The 16,826-nt window shown below is 62.6% G+C and carries 14 protein-coding genes and 1 pseudogene; 10 read left to right on the top strand and 5 right to left on the bottom strand.

Annotated elements, in window-relative coordinates:
• Positions 1-186 precede the first annotated feature (186 nt).
• The 9 genes from WKW77_RS29675 to WKW77_RS29630 all read left to right on the top strand — a co-directional run bounded on the left by WKW77_RS29675 (position 187) and on the right by WKW77_RS29630 (position 10,807).
• Complete coding sequence (locus tag WKW77_RS29675) at positions 187-990, top strand: SDR family NAD(P)-dependent oxidoreductase (RefSeq protein ID WP_340360479.1); 804 nt, start codon at positions 187-189, stop codon at positions 988-990.
• Positions 991-1,012: 22 nt separating this feature from the next.
• The gene (locus tag WKW77_RS29670) at positions 1,013-2,002 is read left to right on the top strand and encodes a 3-hydroxyacyl-CoA dehydrogenase (protein WP_340360478.1); all 990 of its coding nucleotides are present in this window, start codon (positions 1,013-1,015) and stop codon (positions 2,000-2,002) included.
• On the top strand, positions 1,993-2,565 hold the full coding sequence (locus WKW77_RS29665) for an SRPBCC family protein (protein ID WP_340360477.1): 573 nt from the start codon (positions 1,993-1,995) through the stop codon (positions 2,563-2,565). Before WKW77_RS29670 ends, WKW77_RS29665 begins: the two co-directional genes overlap by 10 nt.
• A gap of 302 nt (positions 2,566-2,867) precedes the next feature.
• A complete protein-coding gene (locus WKW77_RS29660) occupies positions 2,868-3,428 on the top strand; it encodes a VOC family protein (protein ID WP_340360476.1) in 561 nt (186 codons plus the stop codon).
• Between the two features lie 60 nt (positions 3,429-3,488).
• Positions 3,489-4,607, top strand: a complete 1,119-nt coding sequence (locus WKW77_RS29655; protein ID WP_340360475.1) for a mandelate racemase/muconate lactonizing enzyme family protein — start codon at positions 3,489-3,491, stop codon at positions 4,605-4,607.
• 19 nt (positions 4,608-4,626) lie between these two features.
• Positions 4,627-6,663 (top strand): alpha-ketoacid dehydrogenase subunit alpha/beta, encoded by a 2,037-nt coding sequence (locus tag WKW77_RS29650; RefSeq protein ID WP_340360474.1) that lies wholly within the window; start codon positions 4,627-4,629, stop codon positions 6,661-6,663.
• A gap of 324 nt (positions 6,664-6,987) precedes the next feature.
• Positions 6,988-8,478, top strand: a complete 1,491-nt coding sequence (aceF, locus tag WKW77_RS29645; protein WP_340360473.1) for a dihydrolipoyllysine-residue acetyltransferase — start codon at positions 6,988-6,990, stop codon at positions 8,476-8,478.
• Between the two features lie 11 nt (positions 8,479-8,489).
• The gene (gene lpdA, locus WKW77_RS29640; RefSeq protein ID WP_340360472.1) at positions 8,490-10,313 is read left to right on the top strand and encodes a dihydrolipoyl dehydrogenase; all 1,824 of its coding nucleotides are present in this window, start codon (positions 8,490-8,492) and stop codon (positions 10,311-10,313) included.
• Between the two features lie 65 nt (positions 10,314-10,378).
• Complete coding sequence (locus tag WKW77_RS29630; RefSeq protein WP_479694173.1) at positions 10,379-10,807, top strand: GFA family protein; 429 nt, start codon at positions 10,379-10,381, stop codon at positions 10,805-10,807.
• Here WKW77_RS29630 and WKW77_RS29625 read toward each other — a convergent pair.
• Together WKW77_RS29625 and WKW77_RS29620 are read right to left on the bottom strand one after the other, a co-directional pair.
• On the bottom strand, positions 10,804-11,664 hold the full coding sequence (locus WKW77_RS29625; protein WP_340360471.1) for a hypothetical protein: 861 nt from the start codon (positions 11,662-11,664) through the stop codon (positions 10,804-10,806). The two genes, WKW77_RS29630 and WKW77_RS29625, sit on opposite strands and share 4 nt — an antisense overlap.
• A gap of 292 nt (positions 11,665-11,956) precedes the next feature.
• A complete protein-coding gene (locus tag WKW77_RS29620; protein ID WP_340360470.1) occupies positions 11,957-12,259 on the bottom strand; it encodes a hypothetical protein in 303 nt (100 codons plus the stop codon).
• A gap of 876 nt (positions 12,260-13,135) precedes the next feature.
• Here WKW77_RS29620 and WKW77_RS29610 point away from each other — a divergent pair.
• The gene (locus WKW77_RS29610; RefSeq protein WP_340360469.1) at positions 13,136-14,155 is read left to right on the top strand and encodes a Bug family tripartite tricarboxylate transporter substrate binding protein; all 1,020 of its coding nucleotides are present in this window, start codon (positions 13,136-13,138) and stop codon (positions 14,153-14,155) included.
• 378 nt (positions 14,156-14,533) lie between these two features.
• On the opposite strand, the pseudogene WKW77_RS35090 reads toward WKW77_RS29610, so the two are convergent.
• The 3 genes and pseudogenes from WKW77_RS35090 to WKW77_RS29600 form a co-directional block, all read right to left on the bottom strand.
• Positions 14,534-14,647 (bottom strand): annotated as a pseudogene (locus WKW77_RS35090) (hypothetical protein); the annotation flags it as partial.
• Positions 14,648-15,025: 378 nt separating this feature from the next.
• Positions 15,026-16,225, bottom strand: coding sequence for a zeta toxin family protein (locus WKW77_RS29605; RefSeq protein WP_340360468.1), 1,200 nt, complete (start codon positions 16,223-16,225; stop codon positions 15,026-15,028).
• A complete protein-coding gene (locus WKW77_RS29600) occupies positions 16,222-16,725 on the bottom strand; it encodes a hypothetical protein (protein WP_340360467.1) in 504 nt (167 codons plus the stop codon). The genes WKW77_RS29605 and WKW77_RS29600 overlap by 4 nt, the downstream gene beginning before the upstream one ends.
• Between the last annotated feature and the right edge of the window lie 101 nt (positions 16,726-16,826).

Genomic DNA, 16,826 nt, shown 5'->3' with positions numbered 1-16,826 from the left:
ATCGAACCGGCCACCAGTTTCGCCGAGCGCCTGACTCCAGTTCGATCAGTGGAAGACGGCACCAATTCGCTTCACTGAATGCCCTCCCGGCCAGCGCATTTGCTGCCCGCAGGGGCCCGCGCGCGGGTCTGAACAGGATTGGCTCGGCGTCAATCCCGGACTGAGCCGCGAGACAGGAGTAGATCAATGCAGCAGTCAAATCTCAACGCGGTCGCGGTGAGCGCACAAACCCCCTTGGCAGGCCAGCGCGCCGTCCTCACCGGAGGTGCATCTGGGATAGGACAGGCAACCGTGCTGGCCCTTGCGGCCGCTGGGGCTGAAGTCGCGGTCCTCGACATCGACACCGCAGGCGCGGAAGCCACCTGCGAGGAGGTAAGGGGGCTCGGTGGGCGGGCTTTCACCGTCCAAGCCTCGGTGACCGACCCCGGTTCAGTGGAGAAAGCATTCGAGGATCTCGACCGCATCTGGGGCTGCGTGGACCTGCTGATCAACAACGCCGGGGTCAGCGGCAACCGTGCCGCCCTAGAGATCGACGACGCCGAATGGCGGCGCTGCATGGCCGTCAATTTAGACGGAGTCTTCTACTGCTCCCGGGCCGCAGGCAAACGAATGGTCGAGCGTGGCCAGGGCGCCATCGTGAATCTGGGCTCGATTTATTCGCTGGTGGCCGCCCCGCAGCGGCTGACCTACTGCGCTAGCAAGGCGGCGGTGGCGATGCTGACGAAGACGCTGGCCATTGAATGGGCTTCACATGGGGTGCGGGTGAACTGCGTGGCGCCCGGCTACGTGAACACGCCGTTGTTGCAGTCCCTTGATAGCGAAGGCAGAGTCGACCTTGCAGCCATACAGCGTCGCACGCCGCAACAACGCCTCGGCACGCCGCAGGACATGGCACAGGCCGTCGTGTACCTGTGCGAACCGCGCAGCGCGCATATCACGGGCCAGGTGCTCGCCGTCGATGGGGGGTGGTCGTCCTATGGATACCTCTAAGCATGGCGCGAAGGTAACTGGCTTGAAGATCGGCGTCGTCGGCGGCGGGCTGATCGGACGCAGTTGGGCCGTGGCGTTCGCTCGCGCCGGTTGCCAAGTGGCGGTGCACTGCAGATCCAGCTCACAGGCGCAGGAATTGCGAGCTTGGGTGACCAACACCTGCAATGACCTGCGCAAGTACGGCCTGCAGGAGGAAGGCGCCGAGGCGCTGCTTGGACGCGTCGAGTGCGTGACGGATCTCGAGCGTGCGGTGGCGGGGGCTGATTTCGTTCAGGAAAATCTGCCTGAGGATACCGCCCTCAAGCGCGAAATCTTCGGCCTGCTCGAGCGTCATGCGCCTGCCGACGCGACACTGGCCAGTTCGACATCCGCGCTGCCGGCATCGGCGTTCGCATCCGAACTCGCAAGCCGCCACCGCTGCCTCGTTGCGCATCCGGTCAATCCGCCGCACCTCGTGCCGCTCGTGGAAATCGTTCCTGCACCCTGGACGGACCCGGTGCACATGCAGCGCACGCAAGCGCTGATGCAGGGGATCGGGCAGGTGCCCATCATAGTCACGCAGGAGATTCCAGGCTTCGTTCTGAACCGCTTGCAGGCCGCCTTGCTGGCCGAAGCCTGGCGCCTGGTCGAGGACGGTGTGGCGAGTGCCGACGATGTCGACAAGGCGGTTCGCGATGGGCTCGGCCTGCGGTGGGCCTTCATCGGACCTTTCGAGAACGGCGACCTGAATGCGCCCGACGGGATTGGCGACTATGCCCGACGCTACGGCGGCATGTTGCGCGGCTTGTGCGAGAGCATGGGCGCCCCACGCGTCTGGGGTGAGGCGCTGATCGCCAGGGTGGAACGCGAGCGTCGGGCCCTGCTTCCCCTCGTGCGGCAGCCAGAACGCATGCGCTGGCGCGACACCCGGCTGATGGCGCTCCGCGCACTCAAGGGAGACTACCGCGGCGAGTCAGCCACGGCCGCCGCCTCCCAGGACCCGACGCATGCCGGAGCGATGCCATGGAAGTGAAAGTTGACAAGAAAGTGCCGCTAGACGCCAGCGTTGACCAAAGCTGGGCCTTGCTCAGCGATGTCCGCGCCGTGGCGGCCTGCATGCCAGGGGCGCAAATCACGGAGCAACTCGACGACCGCCACTACAAGGGCGCAGTCACCAGCAGGGTCGGCCCCGCAACGCTTCGATTTGCTGGAGAAATCGAGGTGCTCGCGTTCAACCCGGCCGATCACGAAATCCAGTTGCTCGGCAAGGCCGTGGACCAGACGGGCTCGTCGGCGTCGATGAACCTGACCGCTCGTGTTGTTCCGGGCGATGCGCCGGGTCGGGCCACATTGGTCGGCCTAGCCACGATGACAGTCAGTGGCAAGCTCGCCCAATTCAGTGGCCGATTGATCGGGCCTGCGTCGGACGTGATCCTCGCGCAGTTCAGCGAGAACTTCCGCGCAGCGGCCAGCCGAGTCGCGACCGGCAGCAGCCGGGAGCCGGCGCCGGCCGTCAACGAGCTGAGCGCCTTTGCATTGCTCCGGGCGATGGTTGCGCGCTGGTTCACGCGGCTGTTTCGCGGCGGAACAAGCTGAACGCTACCGCAGCAGGGCCCCACGAACTGCAAAGGCTGACGGGGCGCTGCTTGAGCACAGCAACCCAGAGTTTCAAGCGCAAGACAGATTTGAGACCGGGAATGTTGAACGGTAAGAGTGGGTGCGTCGGGCGATGCGCGTCAGACGGGTTGGGTAAACGCGCTTTCATTGGCAAGAGTCGGTGCCGAGGTCGCCGGGGCGGAGCGAAGCATCCGGGCATAACACCGGACAGCATCGTCGCAATGTGATGCCGGTCGGTCTGGATCTCGGTCTTTCTGAATTGTTAACGAATGGAACTACAAATGAGCGAACCGCACAACCAAAGTGCCTCTGTGCTAGGCATCCCTGGCCTGCGTGGGACCGATCACGTCGGCTTGACGGTGCCGAACCTACAAGAGGCAACCGACTTCTTTGTAAACGTGATCGGGTGTGAGCAGTTCTACGACGTAGGGCCCTTTGGCGCTGACGACGACTGGATGGAAACCCATCTCAATGTCCACCCTCGCGCGATCGTGAGGAAGCTGCGCTTCTTTCGTTGCCGCAACGGCAGTAACTATGAGGTGTTTGAGTACGTGTCGCCTGATCAGCGCACCCAGATGCCCAAGAACAGCGATGTGGGCGGTCATCACCTGGCTCTCTACGTCGATGACATCGGGGCAGCGATTGCGCACCTGAAGGCGAACGGCATTCGCGTGCTCGGTGAGCCGACAGTGCGTAGTGCGGGCCCGAGCAGCGGCCAAACCTGGGTCTACTTTCTCTCCCCTTGGGGTCTGCAGTTTGAGCTTGTGAGCTTTCCGAATGGCAAGGCCTACGAGCGTGAGACGTCGAGGCGGCTTTGGGACACACGCTTTCCAGATCGATGAGACCCGCTCCGCGTACCGGTTCGATCTTCTTATCGCAATTCAACTTCTAGGGACCGCTCGATGAAAGTCACTCGCATCCTACTGGCCGAAGTGAAAGTGCCTTTGCCACAGATGCTCAGGCTCGGCGCTGTCGAGATCAAGACTCGAGACTTCGTCGCAGTCCGGATCGAGACTGATGCTGGTTTCTATGGCGACTCCTTTGGCTATCCCCGCGGTACGCCTCTACTCGAAGCACTGTCGCGTGTTGCAAGCGGCCTGCTCGGGCGTGATCCGCTCATGCGAAGAGAACCCCTGCATTCATTCGAGCTGGCCAACGCAACTTCGAAACCGGTGTACTCACGGGCCCTCAGTCTGCTAGACGTCGCGCTCTGGGACATCTGCGCCAAGGTTGCGGAACTCCCACTCTACAAAATGCTGGGCGGGCTGCGGGCCAAAGCCCCGGTTACCGCAGTCGCTGGCTACTACATGGATACGCGCAGCGTCCAGAACATTGCTGACGAAGTTTCCATGCGCCTCGATCAGGGCTATGCGCGTGTGAAAGTCATGCTGAAAGGGGATGACCCCGCGTTCGACCTGAGCTACGTCGAAGCCGTCACACGCGTGGCGTCAGGACGTGTCGCAGCAGATGCGCATTGGTCGTGGGCTTCGCTTACGGAAGCAATGCGCTTTTGCAAATCGATCGACGGCGCAGGCCTCGCGTTTCTGGAAGATCCTTTCGGGCCGCAGGACGGCGATCTCACGGCCGCGCTCCAGGAGCGCCTCCGTACGCCGGTAGCTGCGGGGGAAGACGTGATCGACCTTCGTTCCATGCGCCGGCTCGCGGACAGCGTCTCGGTCCTACGCGTCGATGCCACGACATGCGGCGGCATCACCGGGGCATTGTCTGCAGTGCAGCTGGCCGCACTCGGCGGTGCGACCGTGTTCCCGCACGTCTTCGCGCCACTTCATATCCATCTCGCTTGCGCACTGCCTCAGGTCGAAGGGGTGGAGTACATCCCGCCTGAATCCGGAGCCGATCCGATCGACGCCATCCTCAAGCGCCCCGTCGCGATTAATGACGGATGGATGCACGTCGACGAAGAGCCCGGGGCGGGGCTTTCGCTCGACTGGAAGCGGGTCGAACGCCTTACCTCCCGCGCAACCCTCATAGAAGCGCCCGCTGCCAAAGCATCTATTTAATTCCCTTAAGGAACATATCGTGGACCTCGTTATCACCAATCCCGACCTCAACGTTGCAAAGGATGTCGACGCCACCTTTCACGTCGACATGCTCGCTCGCATTGCATTTGTTCGCGCTTTCGAAGCCAAGGCGCTCGAGTTGAGCAAGGCCTCTCCCCCGGCGATCGTTGGTTCCATGCATCTCTGCGCCGGACAGGAATCCGTTCCGCTCGCAGCGCTTGCCGCACTCGGCCCGGCTGATAAAGTCATCTCGACCTATCGCGGACACGGATGGGCGCTTGCGGCAGGCCTGGACCCGACCGCGGTCATGGCCGAGCTTTGCCATCGCGCCGGCGGGGTCAATGGCGGCCGGGGCGGATCAGCGTACTTCATGGCTCCAGACCAGCGGTTCGTGGGCGAAAACTCCATCGTCGGAGCCGGCGTTCCGATCGCCTGCGGTGTCGCGATGGCTGAGGTCGCAGCCAAGACCGGGAACGTCGTCATCGTCTCGATTGGCGATGGTGCGATGAACCAGGGCGCCGTTCATGAGGCGCTCGTCTTTGCAGCCTACAAGAAGCTGCCTGTCATTCTGATCTGCGAGAACAATGGTTGGGCTGAGCTCACACCTACGCGGGTGACCACGCCGGTGGAACGGATCGCGCGCCGTTCTATCACTTATGGCATTGATGGGGTGACCATTGATGGCACTGACGTCGTCAAGGTAAGAGACACCATCGCCGCCGCTGCAAAGCGCGCCCGTGCAGGCGAGGGGCCAAGTCTCATCGAATGCAAGGTGCCACGTCTGTGGGGCCACTACAACCGCGATATTGAGCACTATCGTCCGCGTGAAGAACGAGCCAGCGCCGCGGCCAGGGATCCGCTCAAGGTTCTCGGCGATCAATTGGTCTCGCAAGGCGTTATGTCGGCTTCGGAGGTTGAAGCGATCGTCGCTGAACAACAGGCCAGGGTTGAAGCTTTGACGAAGACCGTTTTGGGCATGCCCCTGACGGAAACGAATACAGCCGACGCGAATGTGACTGGCACAGCAGTTCCCCAGCCCGCATCGCCCGGTATAAAAGCTACTGCGCCTGAACAACTTGCGTATATCGGCGCGGTCGGCGCGGCCTTGCGTGATGAACTGGAGACCGATCACCGCACTGTTGTGTATGGCGAAGACGTCGGCAATGCCGGAGGGATTTTCGGCGGCTCGAGAGGACTTCAAAAGGATTTCGGGGCGGATCGTGTCTTTGACACTCCGATTTCTGAGAGCGCAATACTTGGATCGGCGGTCGGCGCTGCGATGACAGGTCTGAAGCCCATCGTGGAAATCATGTGGGCCGACTTCATGCTTGTTGCGCTTGATCAACTGGTCAATCAGGCAGCCAATATCCGTTACATCACTGGCGGAAAGACGAACGTCCCAATGGTGATGCGCACGCAACAGGGCGTGACACCCGGCTCGTGCGCGCAGCATTCTCAGTGCCTTGAGGCGCTGCTCGCCCATATACCGGGTTTGAAAGTCGGCCTGCCGTCAACGCCGCAGGATGCGTACGACATGATCCGCGAAGCGGCAGCAGATCCGGATCCGTGCGTCCTCTTCGAGGCACGGGGCCTTTACCCCATGAAGGGCGATGTCAGCCGCCTTGGCCCAGTTAAGCCGGTCGGCAAGGCCCGGCTGCACCGCGAAGGACAGGATGTTGCGATCGTGACGTGGGGCGCCATGCTCCACCAGGCACTTGCTGCAGCCTCCAGGCTCGCCGACGAAGGGGTGAGTGTTTCCGTTCTTGACTTGCGCTGGCTGGTTCCGCTTGACGAAGAGGCGATCGTCGATGTTGTGCGAAAAGCAGCGGGACGCGTTCTGGTCCTTCACGAGGCTGTTCGGTCAGGCGGATTCGGCGCGGAAATCATCACGCGCCTTGGCGAGTTGCTCAACGCCAATGAGAGGCTGCACGTAAAGCGTCTCACAACACCTGATGTGCGAATGCCGGCGGCTCCGCATCTGCAGGCAGTGTTGACGCCCAACGCAGATTCGATCGTCCACGCCTGCCGTGAACTCGCGTCCCGCAATGTTTTCTAGTGATCGGCACTCGAAATTGTTGTACTTATGAATACGCCACACGTCCACGACCCAGATGGAAGCGATTGCCTCCTCAACTTGGTCGCCTTCAAACGGCTGATGGCTGGAATCGGCTGGTGGGTCGATCTGCCGCGCTTGCGAGGCGACGAGGCCTATTTGGACGAATGCTTGCAACGGGCGCTGAGGAGTGGCTCAGAGTTGCTACAGAAGCGCAGTGTTGAAATGCTTGGCTTACGACGCATTTCGAGAGCACATTGCGACGCTGACATTGGCGTCCGGATAAGTACATAGCTGCTTGGCGCACCATACTAGTTAGGTATCTGAATGAACCGAATTTTGGTAGATCTGCCGTCGATGGCCGACGGTGAACAGTTGGACGTAATTGAGGTTCTCGTCGAGCAGGGCGAAGAAATTTGCTCCGGCCAGCCATTGGTGACGGTGGAATCATCTTCCAGAGCCACAGAACTTCCATCACCCTGCCAGGGCGTCATCGCGAGTGTCGAGGTTCGTGTCGGCGACCGCGTTTCAGCGGGATCGCAGTTGGTCGCGATCGATACCGAAGCGGCGCCGGCGGCCTCCGGCTTGACGCATTCGCAGGACGAGCTCATCGCAGTTCCCGATATTGGAGATTTCGAAGACGTCACCGTCATCGAGGTCATGGTCAAGCCGGGAGACGTCATCGTCGAGGAACAGAGCCTGATCACGGTGGAGTCGGACAAGGCGTCCATGGAGATACCGGCGCCGCGCGCCGGAGCTGTGAAGGAAGTTCTCGTCAAGGTCGGGGACAAGGTTTCGACGGGCGCGGCCTTTCTGGTCATGCTCAAAGAGGCGACTGAGAACCCTTCGAGCGATGAGCCAACGCCTCAACCAGAGCAAAGCACCAGCATGGCGCGCGTCGTCGCCGCGCGAAATTCCCTCGCTGAGCCGAGCGCTTTCGCATCGCCCTCGGTTCGTAAGAGCGCAAGAGAGCGCGGCGTTCCGATCGGCGACATCAAGGGCAGCGGATTTAACGGGCGCGTCACGCATGAAGACGTCCAGCAGTTCGGCAGTTCAAAGAATGGCGGAGCGAGTGGTGTTGCTGCCCTGGGCCTGATTCCATGGCCGAAGGTGGACTTCACGAAGTTCGGCGAGATCGAGCGCAAGGACCTCTCCCGCATCAAGAAGATAAGCGGCGCCAACCTGCACCGCAATTGGGTGATGATCCCGCACGTCACCAATCACGACGACTGCGACATCACCGAACTCGAAGCCTTCCGGGTCGCGATGAACAAGGAGAACGAGAAGGCCGGCGTCAAGCTGACGATGCTCGCCTTCATGATCAAGGCGTCGGTGGCGGCGCTGCGTAGGTTTCCCGAGTTCAACAGTTCGCTCGAAGGCGACCAACTCGTGCTCAAGAAGTACTTCCACATCGGCTTCGCGGTCGACACGCCCAACGGGCTCATGGTGCCGGTCATAAAGGACGCCGACAAGAAGGGGGTGATCCAGATCAGCCAGGAGATGGGCGAGCTCGCCAAGAAGGCGCGCGACGGCAAGCTCGGCCCGGCCGACATGTCGGGCGCCTGCTTCACGATCAGCTCGCTCGGCGGCATCGGCGGGCGCTACTTCACGCCGATCATCAACGCCCCGGAGGTCGCGATCATGGGCGTGTGCAAGAGCCAGATCGAGCCGAAATGGGACGGGAAGGCCTTTGTGCCCAAGCTCATGCTGCCGCTGTCGCTGTCGTGGGACCATCGCGTCATCGACGGTGCGGCGGCGGCGCGCTTCAACGCGTTCTTCGGCCAGGTGCTGGCTGATTTTCGCCGTGTTCTACTTTGAACGGATGACGCATGAGCGAACAACAAATCAAGGTGCCCGACATCGGTGACTTCGATGATGTCGCCGTGATCGAGGTCCTGGTCAAGCCGGGCGATACGGTCAAGGTCGAGCAGTCCCTCATCACTGTGGAATCGGACAAGGCCTCGATGGAGATTCCGTCCTCGCACGCGGGCGTGGTGAAGGCGGTGGCCGTGAAGGTCGGCGACAAGGTGAGCGAAGGCTCGGTGGTCCTGACGCTCGATGCGGAGGAAGGCGCCGCTGCCGCGCCGGCGCCCGCGCCTGCTGCTGCTGCTGCTGCACCGGCGGCCGCGCCCGCCGCCAAGGCGCCGGCTGCGCCGGTGGCTGCGCCGGTCGCGTCGACCTATGCGGGCGGCGTGGATGTCGAGTGCGACGTCCTCGTGCTCGGCGCCGGCCCCGGCGGCTACTCGGCCGCCTTCCGCGCGGCCGACCTGGGACTTAAGGTGGTGCTGGTCGAGCGTTACGCGACGCTCGGCGGCGTCTGCCTCAACGTCGGCTGCATTCCCTCCAAGGCCCTGCTGCACGTCGCGGCGGTGATGGACGAGGTCAAGCACTTCGCCGATCTCGGCGTGAGCTACGGCGATCCGAAGATCGACCGCGCCAAGCTGCTCGCCCACAAGAACAAGGTGGTCGGCAAGCTCACCGGCGGCCTGACCGCGATGGCCAAGATGCGCAAGGTGACCACCGTGCGCGGCATCGGCGAATTCGTCGACCCGTACCACCTCAAGGTGCAGGAAACATCGGGCGACGGCAAGGACCCGAGCGGCAAGTCGCAAGTGGTGAAGTTCCGCAACTGCATCATCGCGGCCGGTTCGCAGGCGGTGCAGTTGCCCTTCATGCCGAAGGACGATCCGCGCATCGTCGACTCCACCGGCGCGCTGCAGCTCGGGATCGAGCCCAAGCGCATGCTGATCCTCGGCGGCGGGATCATCGGCCTCGAAATGGGCTCGGTGTACTCGACGCTCGGTGCGCGCCTGGACGTGGTCGAGATGCTCGACGGGCTGATGCAGGGCGCGGACCGCGACCTCGTCAAGGTCTGGCAGAAGATGAACACGCCGCGCTTCGACAACATCATGCTCAAGACGAAGACCGTCGGCGCCGAGGCGACCAAGGAAGGTATCCGCGTGAGCTTCGAGGGCGAGCAGGCGCCGAAGGAGCCGCAGGTCTACGACCTCGTGCTGCAGGCGGTCGGCCGCAGCCCGAACGGCAAGAAGATCGGCGCCGAGAAGGCGGGCGTCGCGGTGACCGACCGCGGCTTCATCCCGGTGGACGTGCAGATGCGCACCAACGTGCCGCACATCTTCGCGATCGGCGACATCATCGGCCAGCCGATGCTGGCCCACAAGGCGGTGCACGAGGCGCACGTGGCGGCCGAGGTCATCGCCGGCGAGCAGAAGGGCGACCACGAACTCGCGAGCGCGGCCTTCAATGCACGCGTGATCCCGAGCGTGGCCTACACCGATCCGGAAGTGGCCTGGGTCGGCCTGACAGAGGACCAGGCCAAGGCGACCGGCGTGAAGGTCGAGAAGGGCCTGTTCCCATGGACCGCCTCCGGCCGCGCCATCGCCAACGGGCGGGACGAGGGCTACACGAAGCTGCTGTTCGACGCCGAGACGCACCGCATCGTCGGCGGCGGCATCGTCGGCACCCATGCGGGCGACATGATCGGCGAGATCGCGCTGGCCATCGAGATGGGCGCGGATGCGGTCGACATCGGCAAGACGATCCACCCGCACCCGACGCTCGGCGAAAGCATCGGCATGGCGGCGGAAGTGGCTCACGGGAGCTGCACGGACCTTCCACCGCCGAAGAAGTAGACCACGGCGCGCCGCCTGAACGGCCTACTGGCTGAACACGATCAACCTGCCCATTGGGAGTTTCCATGGATTTGTATGAGAGAACCGGTGGTTGTCTTTGCGGCGATGTGCGATACCGCATCACCGCAGAACCACTGGCTGGCCGGATCTGCTGGTGCCGTGACTGCCAGCACATCGCTGGCAATGGCAGCGTAAATGCCTTGTTCGCCGCGGACGCCGTTGAGTTCACTGGCGAACCAAAAGAGCATTCACGTATCTCGGACGCAGGGAATGTCGTTCGGAGACGGTTCTGCGGGCGCTGCGGTTCTCATCTCTTTGCGGATACTTCCGCCTATCCGGGCTCGATAATCGTGCGGGTCGGAACGATGGACGATCCATCGTCCATCACACCGCGTGCAAACATCTGGAGTGCACGTGCGCCGCGATGGGCTTGTATCGATCCAGCCCTTGAGAGGTTTGAGGTTCAACCCGCCGCTGGCACAAAGCCTGGCTAGCGGAAGCTCTCCTCGCCCGCCACGTAGTTGCTATTGGTCATCTCGGGATTGCGATTCACCAGTGGGCGGCCATACAGGGGGTGCAAGAGGCTTCGGACCTCGTGCTCGATCATCGTCAGTGGCGCAGAGGTCGCGGGATCGACGATCTGCCGAAAGCGGTATTGGTAGGCATCGTCTTCCTGGCTGATGAGCCCTAACGCACTTAACCGCCGATACGGACCGGAGAAATCGTTGACGTAAATCTGCAGGTGGTGGTTGTCGTAAGGCTCAGGCGCGGCGTCGCCTTCGCGGTAGACCAGCGTCTGGCCGGGCCCGGATGCGATGCTCACGGACGCCCCTTGCGCATCGGCATGCTCCTGCACCAGAGCGCCCATCACCTCCCGGTAGAACGCGGCGATGCCGGCCGCCGTACCGCGGCTCACGTCGAGTTCGACCGAGGGCAAGCCCAGGCGCATCCGTCCGAAACGCTCCACGGGCTCGAAAATGCGAAAGCGGTTGCCCCAGGGGCAAATCGCGCTGACATGATCGGCGTGCGCTTCGAAACCGAAGCGCGTCCCCGCCAGCAGCGGCGCCACTTTGGTCAAGCGCTTCAGCAAGGCCTCGCGCGCGGGCATCACGATCGAGATGGTGCCGCGCAGGACCATCGGCGCGCCGGTGGGCATGTGAATCTGGTTGCGCCCGATGTTGATCCACATGTTGCCGATGCCCGTGAAGAGGTACGGGTCACGCGTGAGACCCAGTCCCATCACGTAGAAGACGGTCGCCAGTTGCTGGTCGGGGATCTCGACGTTGACGTGCTCCAGCGCGACGATGTTGCCGGTGTCCCCCTGTGTGCGATCGAATGTCCCGGTATCCATGATGTCCCCTTCGGGGCTTTACCGTTCCCCGTTTACGTCGACAACGTCTGCCAGCTTTCCTGTCGCGCCGAGGCGAACAGGGCCTCCATGGTCCGAAGTGTGTTCGCCGCATCCTCGATGGGCCAGCTCGGCACCTGCTGTCCGAGCAGAAGACCCGTCCACCTGTAGAGGATAGTGGTTGACGGGCTTGAAGGTGTAGGTCGAAGTCGTAAAGGCGCCGCGCCCCCGCGCATTGCCACCAGCCGGATGCGCTCCAGGGCGACGCGCGCGTCTGGGGGTTCACGCTCCAGCTCTACGTGCTGCGGTCGCGGCGTAACTGGGGCATCGGCGACTTCAGCGATCTCGCGACGCTGCTGACGTCCCCCACCTTGATCAAGCAGGCGGTCGGACGGGCATGGGGAAAGGCGAAGTTCATCCGCAGCCAGCCCTTCGAGCCAAGCACCGACAACTGCTGGTGCGCGCCCCAGGCGTCCGAGCCGGCCGGAGTGCCGACGGTAAAGGCCGCGCGCCGGTCGCCGTAGTCGAGAAGCGCGCTCGTCAGGCGATCGATGCCGAAGGCGCCACCAAGGGTTTTTCCTAATGCAGCACAAGCCAATTAATTAAGCATACGACTACATTAATAAGGAGGCATCAGCTATGGGTTTGGTAGCGTTCAAGAGATGGAAAGCGGGGTGCGCATCGTGTGGCGTACGCACCCAAGGAGGGGACAGTCCAAGCTGTATGCGCGGATTGGTTACCATGCACTTCATCGATTCGTCGCAGGCCTGCCTCGCTCTAGCGCCGGGTATCTACCTTGTGGTGCCCTGTAGTGTGGCCGAGGGTTGCACTATGGGTGCCCGTGCCACATCACCGCAGGGATCCGGTGCCTCCTCGCGTTGTACCTTCAGGCCGGTCGCCCAGTGGAAGCCGGCCAACTCACGTGCGACAGCTACGCAGGCCTTGTTTATCTGCACTCCGCGCGCGCAACGGGGCAAACCGCTGCGTGAGCCTCAACTGCTCCTTCCATGCGGTCGTTCGGATCGACTCTGGCGGCGCTTCCTGGCGCGCCAGCGCCTCTCGACCGATTCGCCGCGTAGAGCCTTTGGAGCTTGACACCGCAGCTCCTGCGGCCATCTAGAAGCGCGCTTCCCACCCGTGCACGCTCTCACGTCCAGGCTACGGGCAAGGGTAAGCCCTGATATCGACGCCCGACACATTAATTCATCATACGTCTAATTATATATGGGGTCTGATGCCTTGGCCGATCGACGCTTTTCGGGACTGTAGCCATCAGTGTCAGTCGAAAGCTGGCGCAGTTCAGTAACAACTTTAGGGCGGCGGTGGAAAACGCCGTGAGGACTGAAGCTGGCCCCTAGGGCGCCTGCTCGATTTGTGTCTGTGTAGGGGCCGGTAGCTCGCCGGTTAAAGACCGCGGGGGATTCGCGGACCAAGCCAAAAGCATTTCGTTTATCGCAACTCAAGGAAATCTCTCATGAAGAACCTCAAGAATGCCTTTTCGTCGCGTCGTAGGAAATTGCTCCTGGGCGTCCCTGCACTCGGCCTCGGCGCGTTCGCTGCGCCAGCTGTTTTGGCGCAGACCGCCTGGCCTGCCAAATCGATCACGTTGCTGGTTGGCTTCGCTCCCGGCGGCCAGACCGACTTTGCTGGCCGAATTCTGACCGGTGGAATGCAGACGGTGCTCGGCCAGCCCGTAGTCATCGATAATAAGGCCGGGGTGAACGGCAACATCGCGTCGGTCGAGGTGATGAAGGCCCCGCCGGACGGCTACAAGTTGCTAGTCGGCAACGGCGGCTCGATGACGATCGCGCCGCACGTCTACAAGACTATCGGGATCGCCGATCCCCTTAAGCTCACACCGATCGGTGTGTTGCTGCAGTCGCCGCTGGTCCTCGCGGTGCCAGCCTCGTCCCCGGTGAAGACCTACGCCGACTTTCTCGAACTGGTCAAGACAAAGAACAAGGCAAGCCAGGGAATCGATTATGGCTCGCCGGGAATCGGTTCAATCACGCACGTCACGATGGAACTGCTACGGGAGCGCATGGGCGGCCCAAAGATGAGTCACGTCCCCTACAAGGGCAGCGGTCCAGCGATGACCGATCTCATCTCAGGGCGTCTGGACGCGATGTTCGACGCGACCTCCGTTGTCGCGCCCTACATCAAGTCCGGACAACTTCGGCCGCTGATGGTCACCAGCGAAAAGCGCGTCCTGGTTTTCCCGGATGTGCCGACCGCCGCCGAGTGCGGGGTCAAGGACTTCAAGGTCATCCAGTTCATCGGGCTCTACGGGCCTCCAGGGCTGAGTCCCGACATTGTCAGCAAGGTCAACGGAGCCATCAATTCGGCTCTGAAGGATCCGCTCGTTGTAAAGGGGATCCAGGATCGCGGCGACGAACTCGGCGGCGGAACGTCGGACCGGCTTTCGGAGCTGACCCGCAGCCAATTCAGGATGTGGGGCGATGTGGTGAAGGCCAACAACATCCAAGCCGATTGAGGATACCGAGAAGGGACAGGGTCGCGCGTGGTTGTGGCCGACCCGGTAGAGACACGATTCGCCAACCTGGCGTTGTCGATGATCCATCGGTAGAAAACTGTTTCCTCAGAAATTCCGCAGCTCGTGGCGCTCCGCGACACAGTCCAGGTGCAGGTGACTGACCTCCGAGCACGACTTCGGGCGAGGGCCTCCGATTCCCGTCAGATCTCGACCTTCGACCCGAGCTCGACGACTGAATTGTTGAGCAGGTAAAGGTACTCGGCGGCCGCGCTTGCACTGCGATGCACGGTGGCAAAGATCTTCTCGCACCAGTCGGTCATGCCGATCGCCGACAGTCGGCACCACAATCTCACTGGAAAGGAAGTAGCTTGTGGTCATCGGGTCGAACGGAAGACTCCCGCGCATGACGTGTGCGATTGCCTCGGGCACCTTCGGGCTTTGCATGAATCCGAAGTCCAGCATCACTCGCCAGCAGTACCGGCAGATCCGCACGACCTCTCCGCGCTGGTCGGGAAGCAGCGCGGGATCTCGTGCGTGCGCACTGTCATGAACAGGTTGCGTTCGTGCAGGACCTTTTGTGCTTCATGTTGTGCAGCATTGCGTTGGGGACCGACGCGCCGCTCCCTTGGTGGTGCAGCCAAGGCTCAATAGGTGCACTCACAGTCATCGTGGGTGGCGAGATCGACGCGGTGAACCGGGCTTACGCCCTCATGCAAGATCTCTGCGCCAACGACAAGCACACGTCTTCGCGTCGTCGGTTGTAGGACTGCTCCGCAGCGTATGCCGACCTTGAAGCTAGGACCGCTTGGAGGCGGAGACCTGCCGTTCCGGCTGGGCTCGGAGAGGTCTTCAGTGAGTCACCGATCGAGTCTATCGGGTGAGGTCATCCTTTGTCGGCAGGTCTTTTGTCTTTTCCTGCAGCTTGATCTCCTGGGCCTTCTGCCGTGCAGCGATGCGGGCCATGTCGCCGCGTTCAATCCGTTGCGCGATGTTTTCACGCGAGTGAAACAGCAATCGCTTGGCTTCCTTGGCCGGAAATCTCTCGGCCTCGATAGCCGCGATGCCCAGCGCAGCGACGGCGCGCGTATGGTGAGGAAACTCCTTCAGAAATTCGAAGCGGTTCATCACCCGGAAGGCTCCCGCCTCGCGTGCCCATTGCAACATCTGCGCTGCAGCAGGATCTTTCTCGCAGCGCGCAGCCGCCTCATTGCGCCACAAGAGCGTTTGGCTGGCGATATCTCGCGGCACGGACGGATCACTGGCCAGACGCTGTACCAACGTCTCCCACCGCATGGCGAACTGGACGAGCTCCTTGGGGGAGCGGGGCTTGTTCAGCTGGACCTCGAGCGTCGCGGCAGCCCGAGGGAGCCGGTTGATCTTTCCGTCGATCACGCGGCTCTCATAGATCTGGGTGCCGTCGTGCGTGATCACACGTAGACCGTCCACCATCCGTTCGTGCTCCAAGCGTCCGACGATGTTGCTCACATTGCTGAAGGCGAGTTCGTGGGCCTGGATCGAGGGTGCCTCGGCCCCCAGCCCTGCGCGGCGGCGCATCTCGTAGCGCGCCATCATGGCCAAGCGGCTCTCTTCGGGGGCGGTGGCAATAAATACAGCCTGGACGATGTAGCCGCCGTGGCGCAAGTCGGTCGCGAGCTTGGGCACGGCATCGATGTCTGTGGTCTCGACCTCGGCGACCAGGTTCAAGCGCAGCCTCTGCACGTCCAGGACGAGCCGGTCGAACCAGGACTGGCAGTTGCTGGCGACGCGCGCTGCGGTCGAGGGAGACACATCGCCGCCCGGCGCCCATAGCGGATGGTAGGCGCGAAGGCGGTTCATCGACACGTGGGCGGCCGTGTCCACGTTCGTCATCAATTGCTTGCGCAACAGGACCGTGGCATAGGTGACGCCCGCGCCTGGCTGCCCCGCGATGATCATGGCAGCCGGCCGGTCGGTCGGCTGCGCGCCGATCAGCAGGTCTGGGGCGACGCAGCGGTCATAGATGCGGCGCAACTCACGCTCGGAGGGAACTGCCCCCTCGGCGACCGGAGAGGAAGCGGGGACGCGCGTCACTGCGAGCTCCCCTCGTCTTTTCCGTTTGGCTCGGTCGGCTCAGGTGGCTCGGCGGGTGGTCCCAGCCTTTCGAGAATGGCCTGGACTGCCTTGGTGTCCGTGGGGTCCAGGGTCGCGAGCGTCTTGCGGGCTTCGTCACGCTCCTGCGTGAGTTTCTCGACCACCGGAATGTTGGGGGCGCCACGATCCGTCATTGCCTCGATCTGCAGGGAGTGGGAGGCGATGTACTGGTTGAGAAGCGCAAGGGCGAGTTCCGCGTCCAGCACCGACTTCATCGAGTTCCACTGCCGCTCGTCGTAGGCGTAATAGGGGCGCGCGGCCTTGGCCGCCTCCTGCTGCTGGGAGCGCTCCTGCTCGATTGAGAAGTCGCCGATCTGCACCGCCTTCGTCACCATCATGCGGATCACGTCCGGCAACTCCATACCGCGCGCCTGCGCCATCTTCATCGCCTGTTCGGCGATGGCGCGATCGATGCGAATGCGGAGGTGGATGCTGTCCATGCGACCGCGAGTTATAGCAGCCCGCTATATGGGCTGGAACTGCGAATCGCGAGATAAGGATGAGAAGCCGGGCGCCGTCAGCCTGCGCAGGGTGGTTGAAT

Source organism: Variovorax ureilyticus (assembly GCF_037889935.1).
Taxonomy (GTDB): Bacteria; Pseudomonadota; Gammaproteobacteria; order Burkholderiales; family Burkholderiaceae_C; genus Variovorax; species Variovorax ureilyticus.
The sequence above is the reverse complement of the archived record's forward strand: the minus strand, read 5'-3'. Positions and strand labels throughout refer to the sequence as shown.

What these genes read in the sequence shown, in the direction of transcription:
- WKW77_RS29675 (WP_340360479.1), top strand. Translation starts at nt 187, where the DNA reads ATGCAGCAGTCAAATCTCAACGCGGTCGCGGTGAGCGCACAAACCCCC.
- WKW77_RS29665 (WP_340360477.1), top strand. Translation starts at nt 1,993, where the DNA reads ATGGAAGTGAAAGTTGACAAGAAAGTGCCGCTAGACGCCAGCGTTGAC.
- WKW77_RS29660 (WP_340360476.1), top strand. Translation starts at nt 2,868, where the DNA reads ATGAGCGAACCGCACAACCAAAGTGCCTCTGTGCTAGGCATCCCTGGC.
- WKW77_RS29655 (WP_340360475.1), top strand. Translation starts at nt 3,489, where the DNA reads ATGAAAGTCACTCGCATCCTACTGGCCGAAGTGAAAGTGCCTTTGCCA.
- aceF (WP_340360473.1), top strand. Translation starts at nt 6,988, where the DNA reads ATGAACCGAATTTTGGTAGATCTGCCGTCGATGGCCGACGGTGAACAG.
- lpdA (WP_340360472.1), top strand. Translation starts at nt 8,490, where the DNA reads ATGAGCGAACAACAAATCAAGGTGCCCGACATCGGTGACTTCGATGAT.
- WKW77_RS29630 (WP_479694173.1), top strand. Translation starts at nt 10,379, where the DNA reads ATGGATTTGTATGAGAGAACCGGTGGTTGTCTTTGCGGCGATGTGCGA.
- WKW77_RS29625 (WP_340360471.1), bottom strand. Translation starts at nt 11,664, where the DNA reads ATGGATACCGGGACATTCGATCGCACACAGGGGGACACCGGCAACATC.
- WKW77_RS29610 (WP_340360469.1), top strand. Translation starts at nt 13,136, where the DNA reads ATGAAGAACCTCAAGAATGCCTTTTCGTCGCGTCGTAGGAAATTGCTC.
- WKW77_RS29600 (WP_340360467.1), bottom strand. Translation starts at nt 16,725, where the DNA reads ATGGACAGCATCCACCTCCGCATTCGCATCGATCGCGCCATCGCCGAA.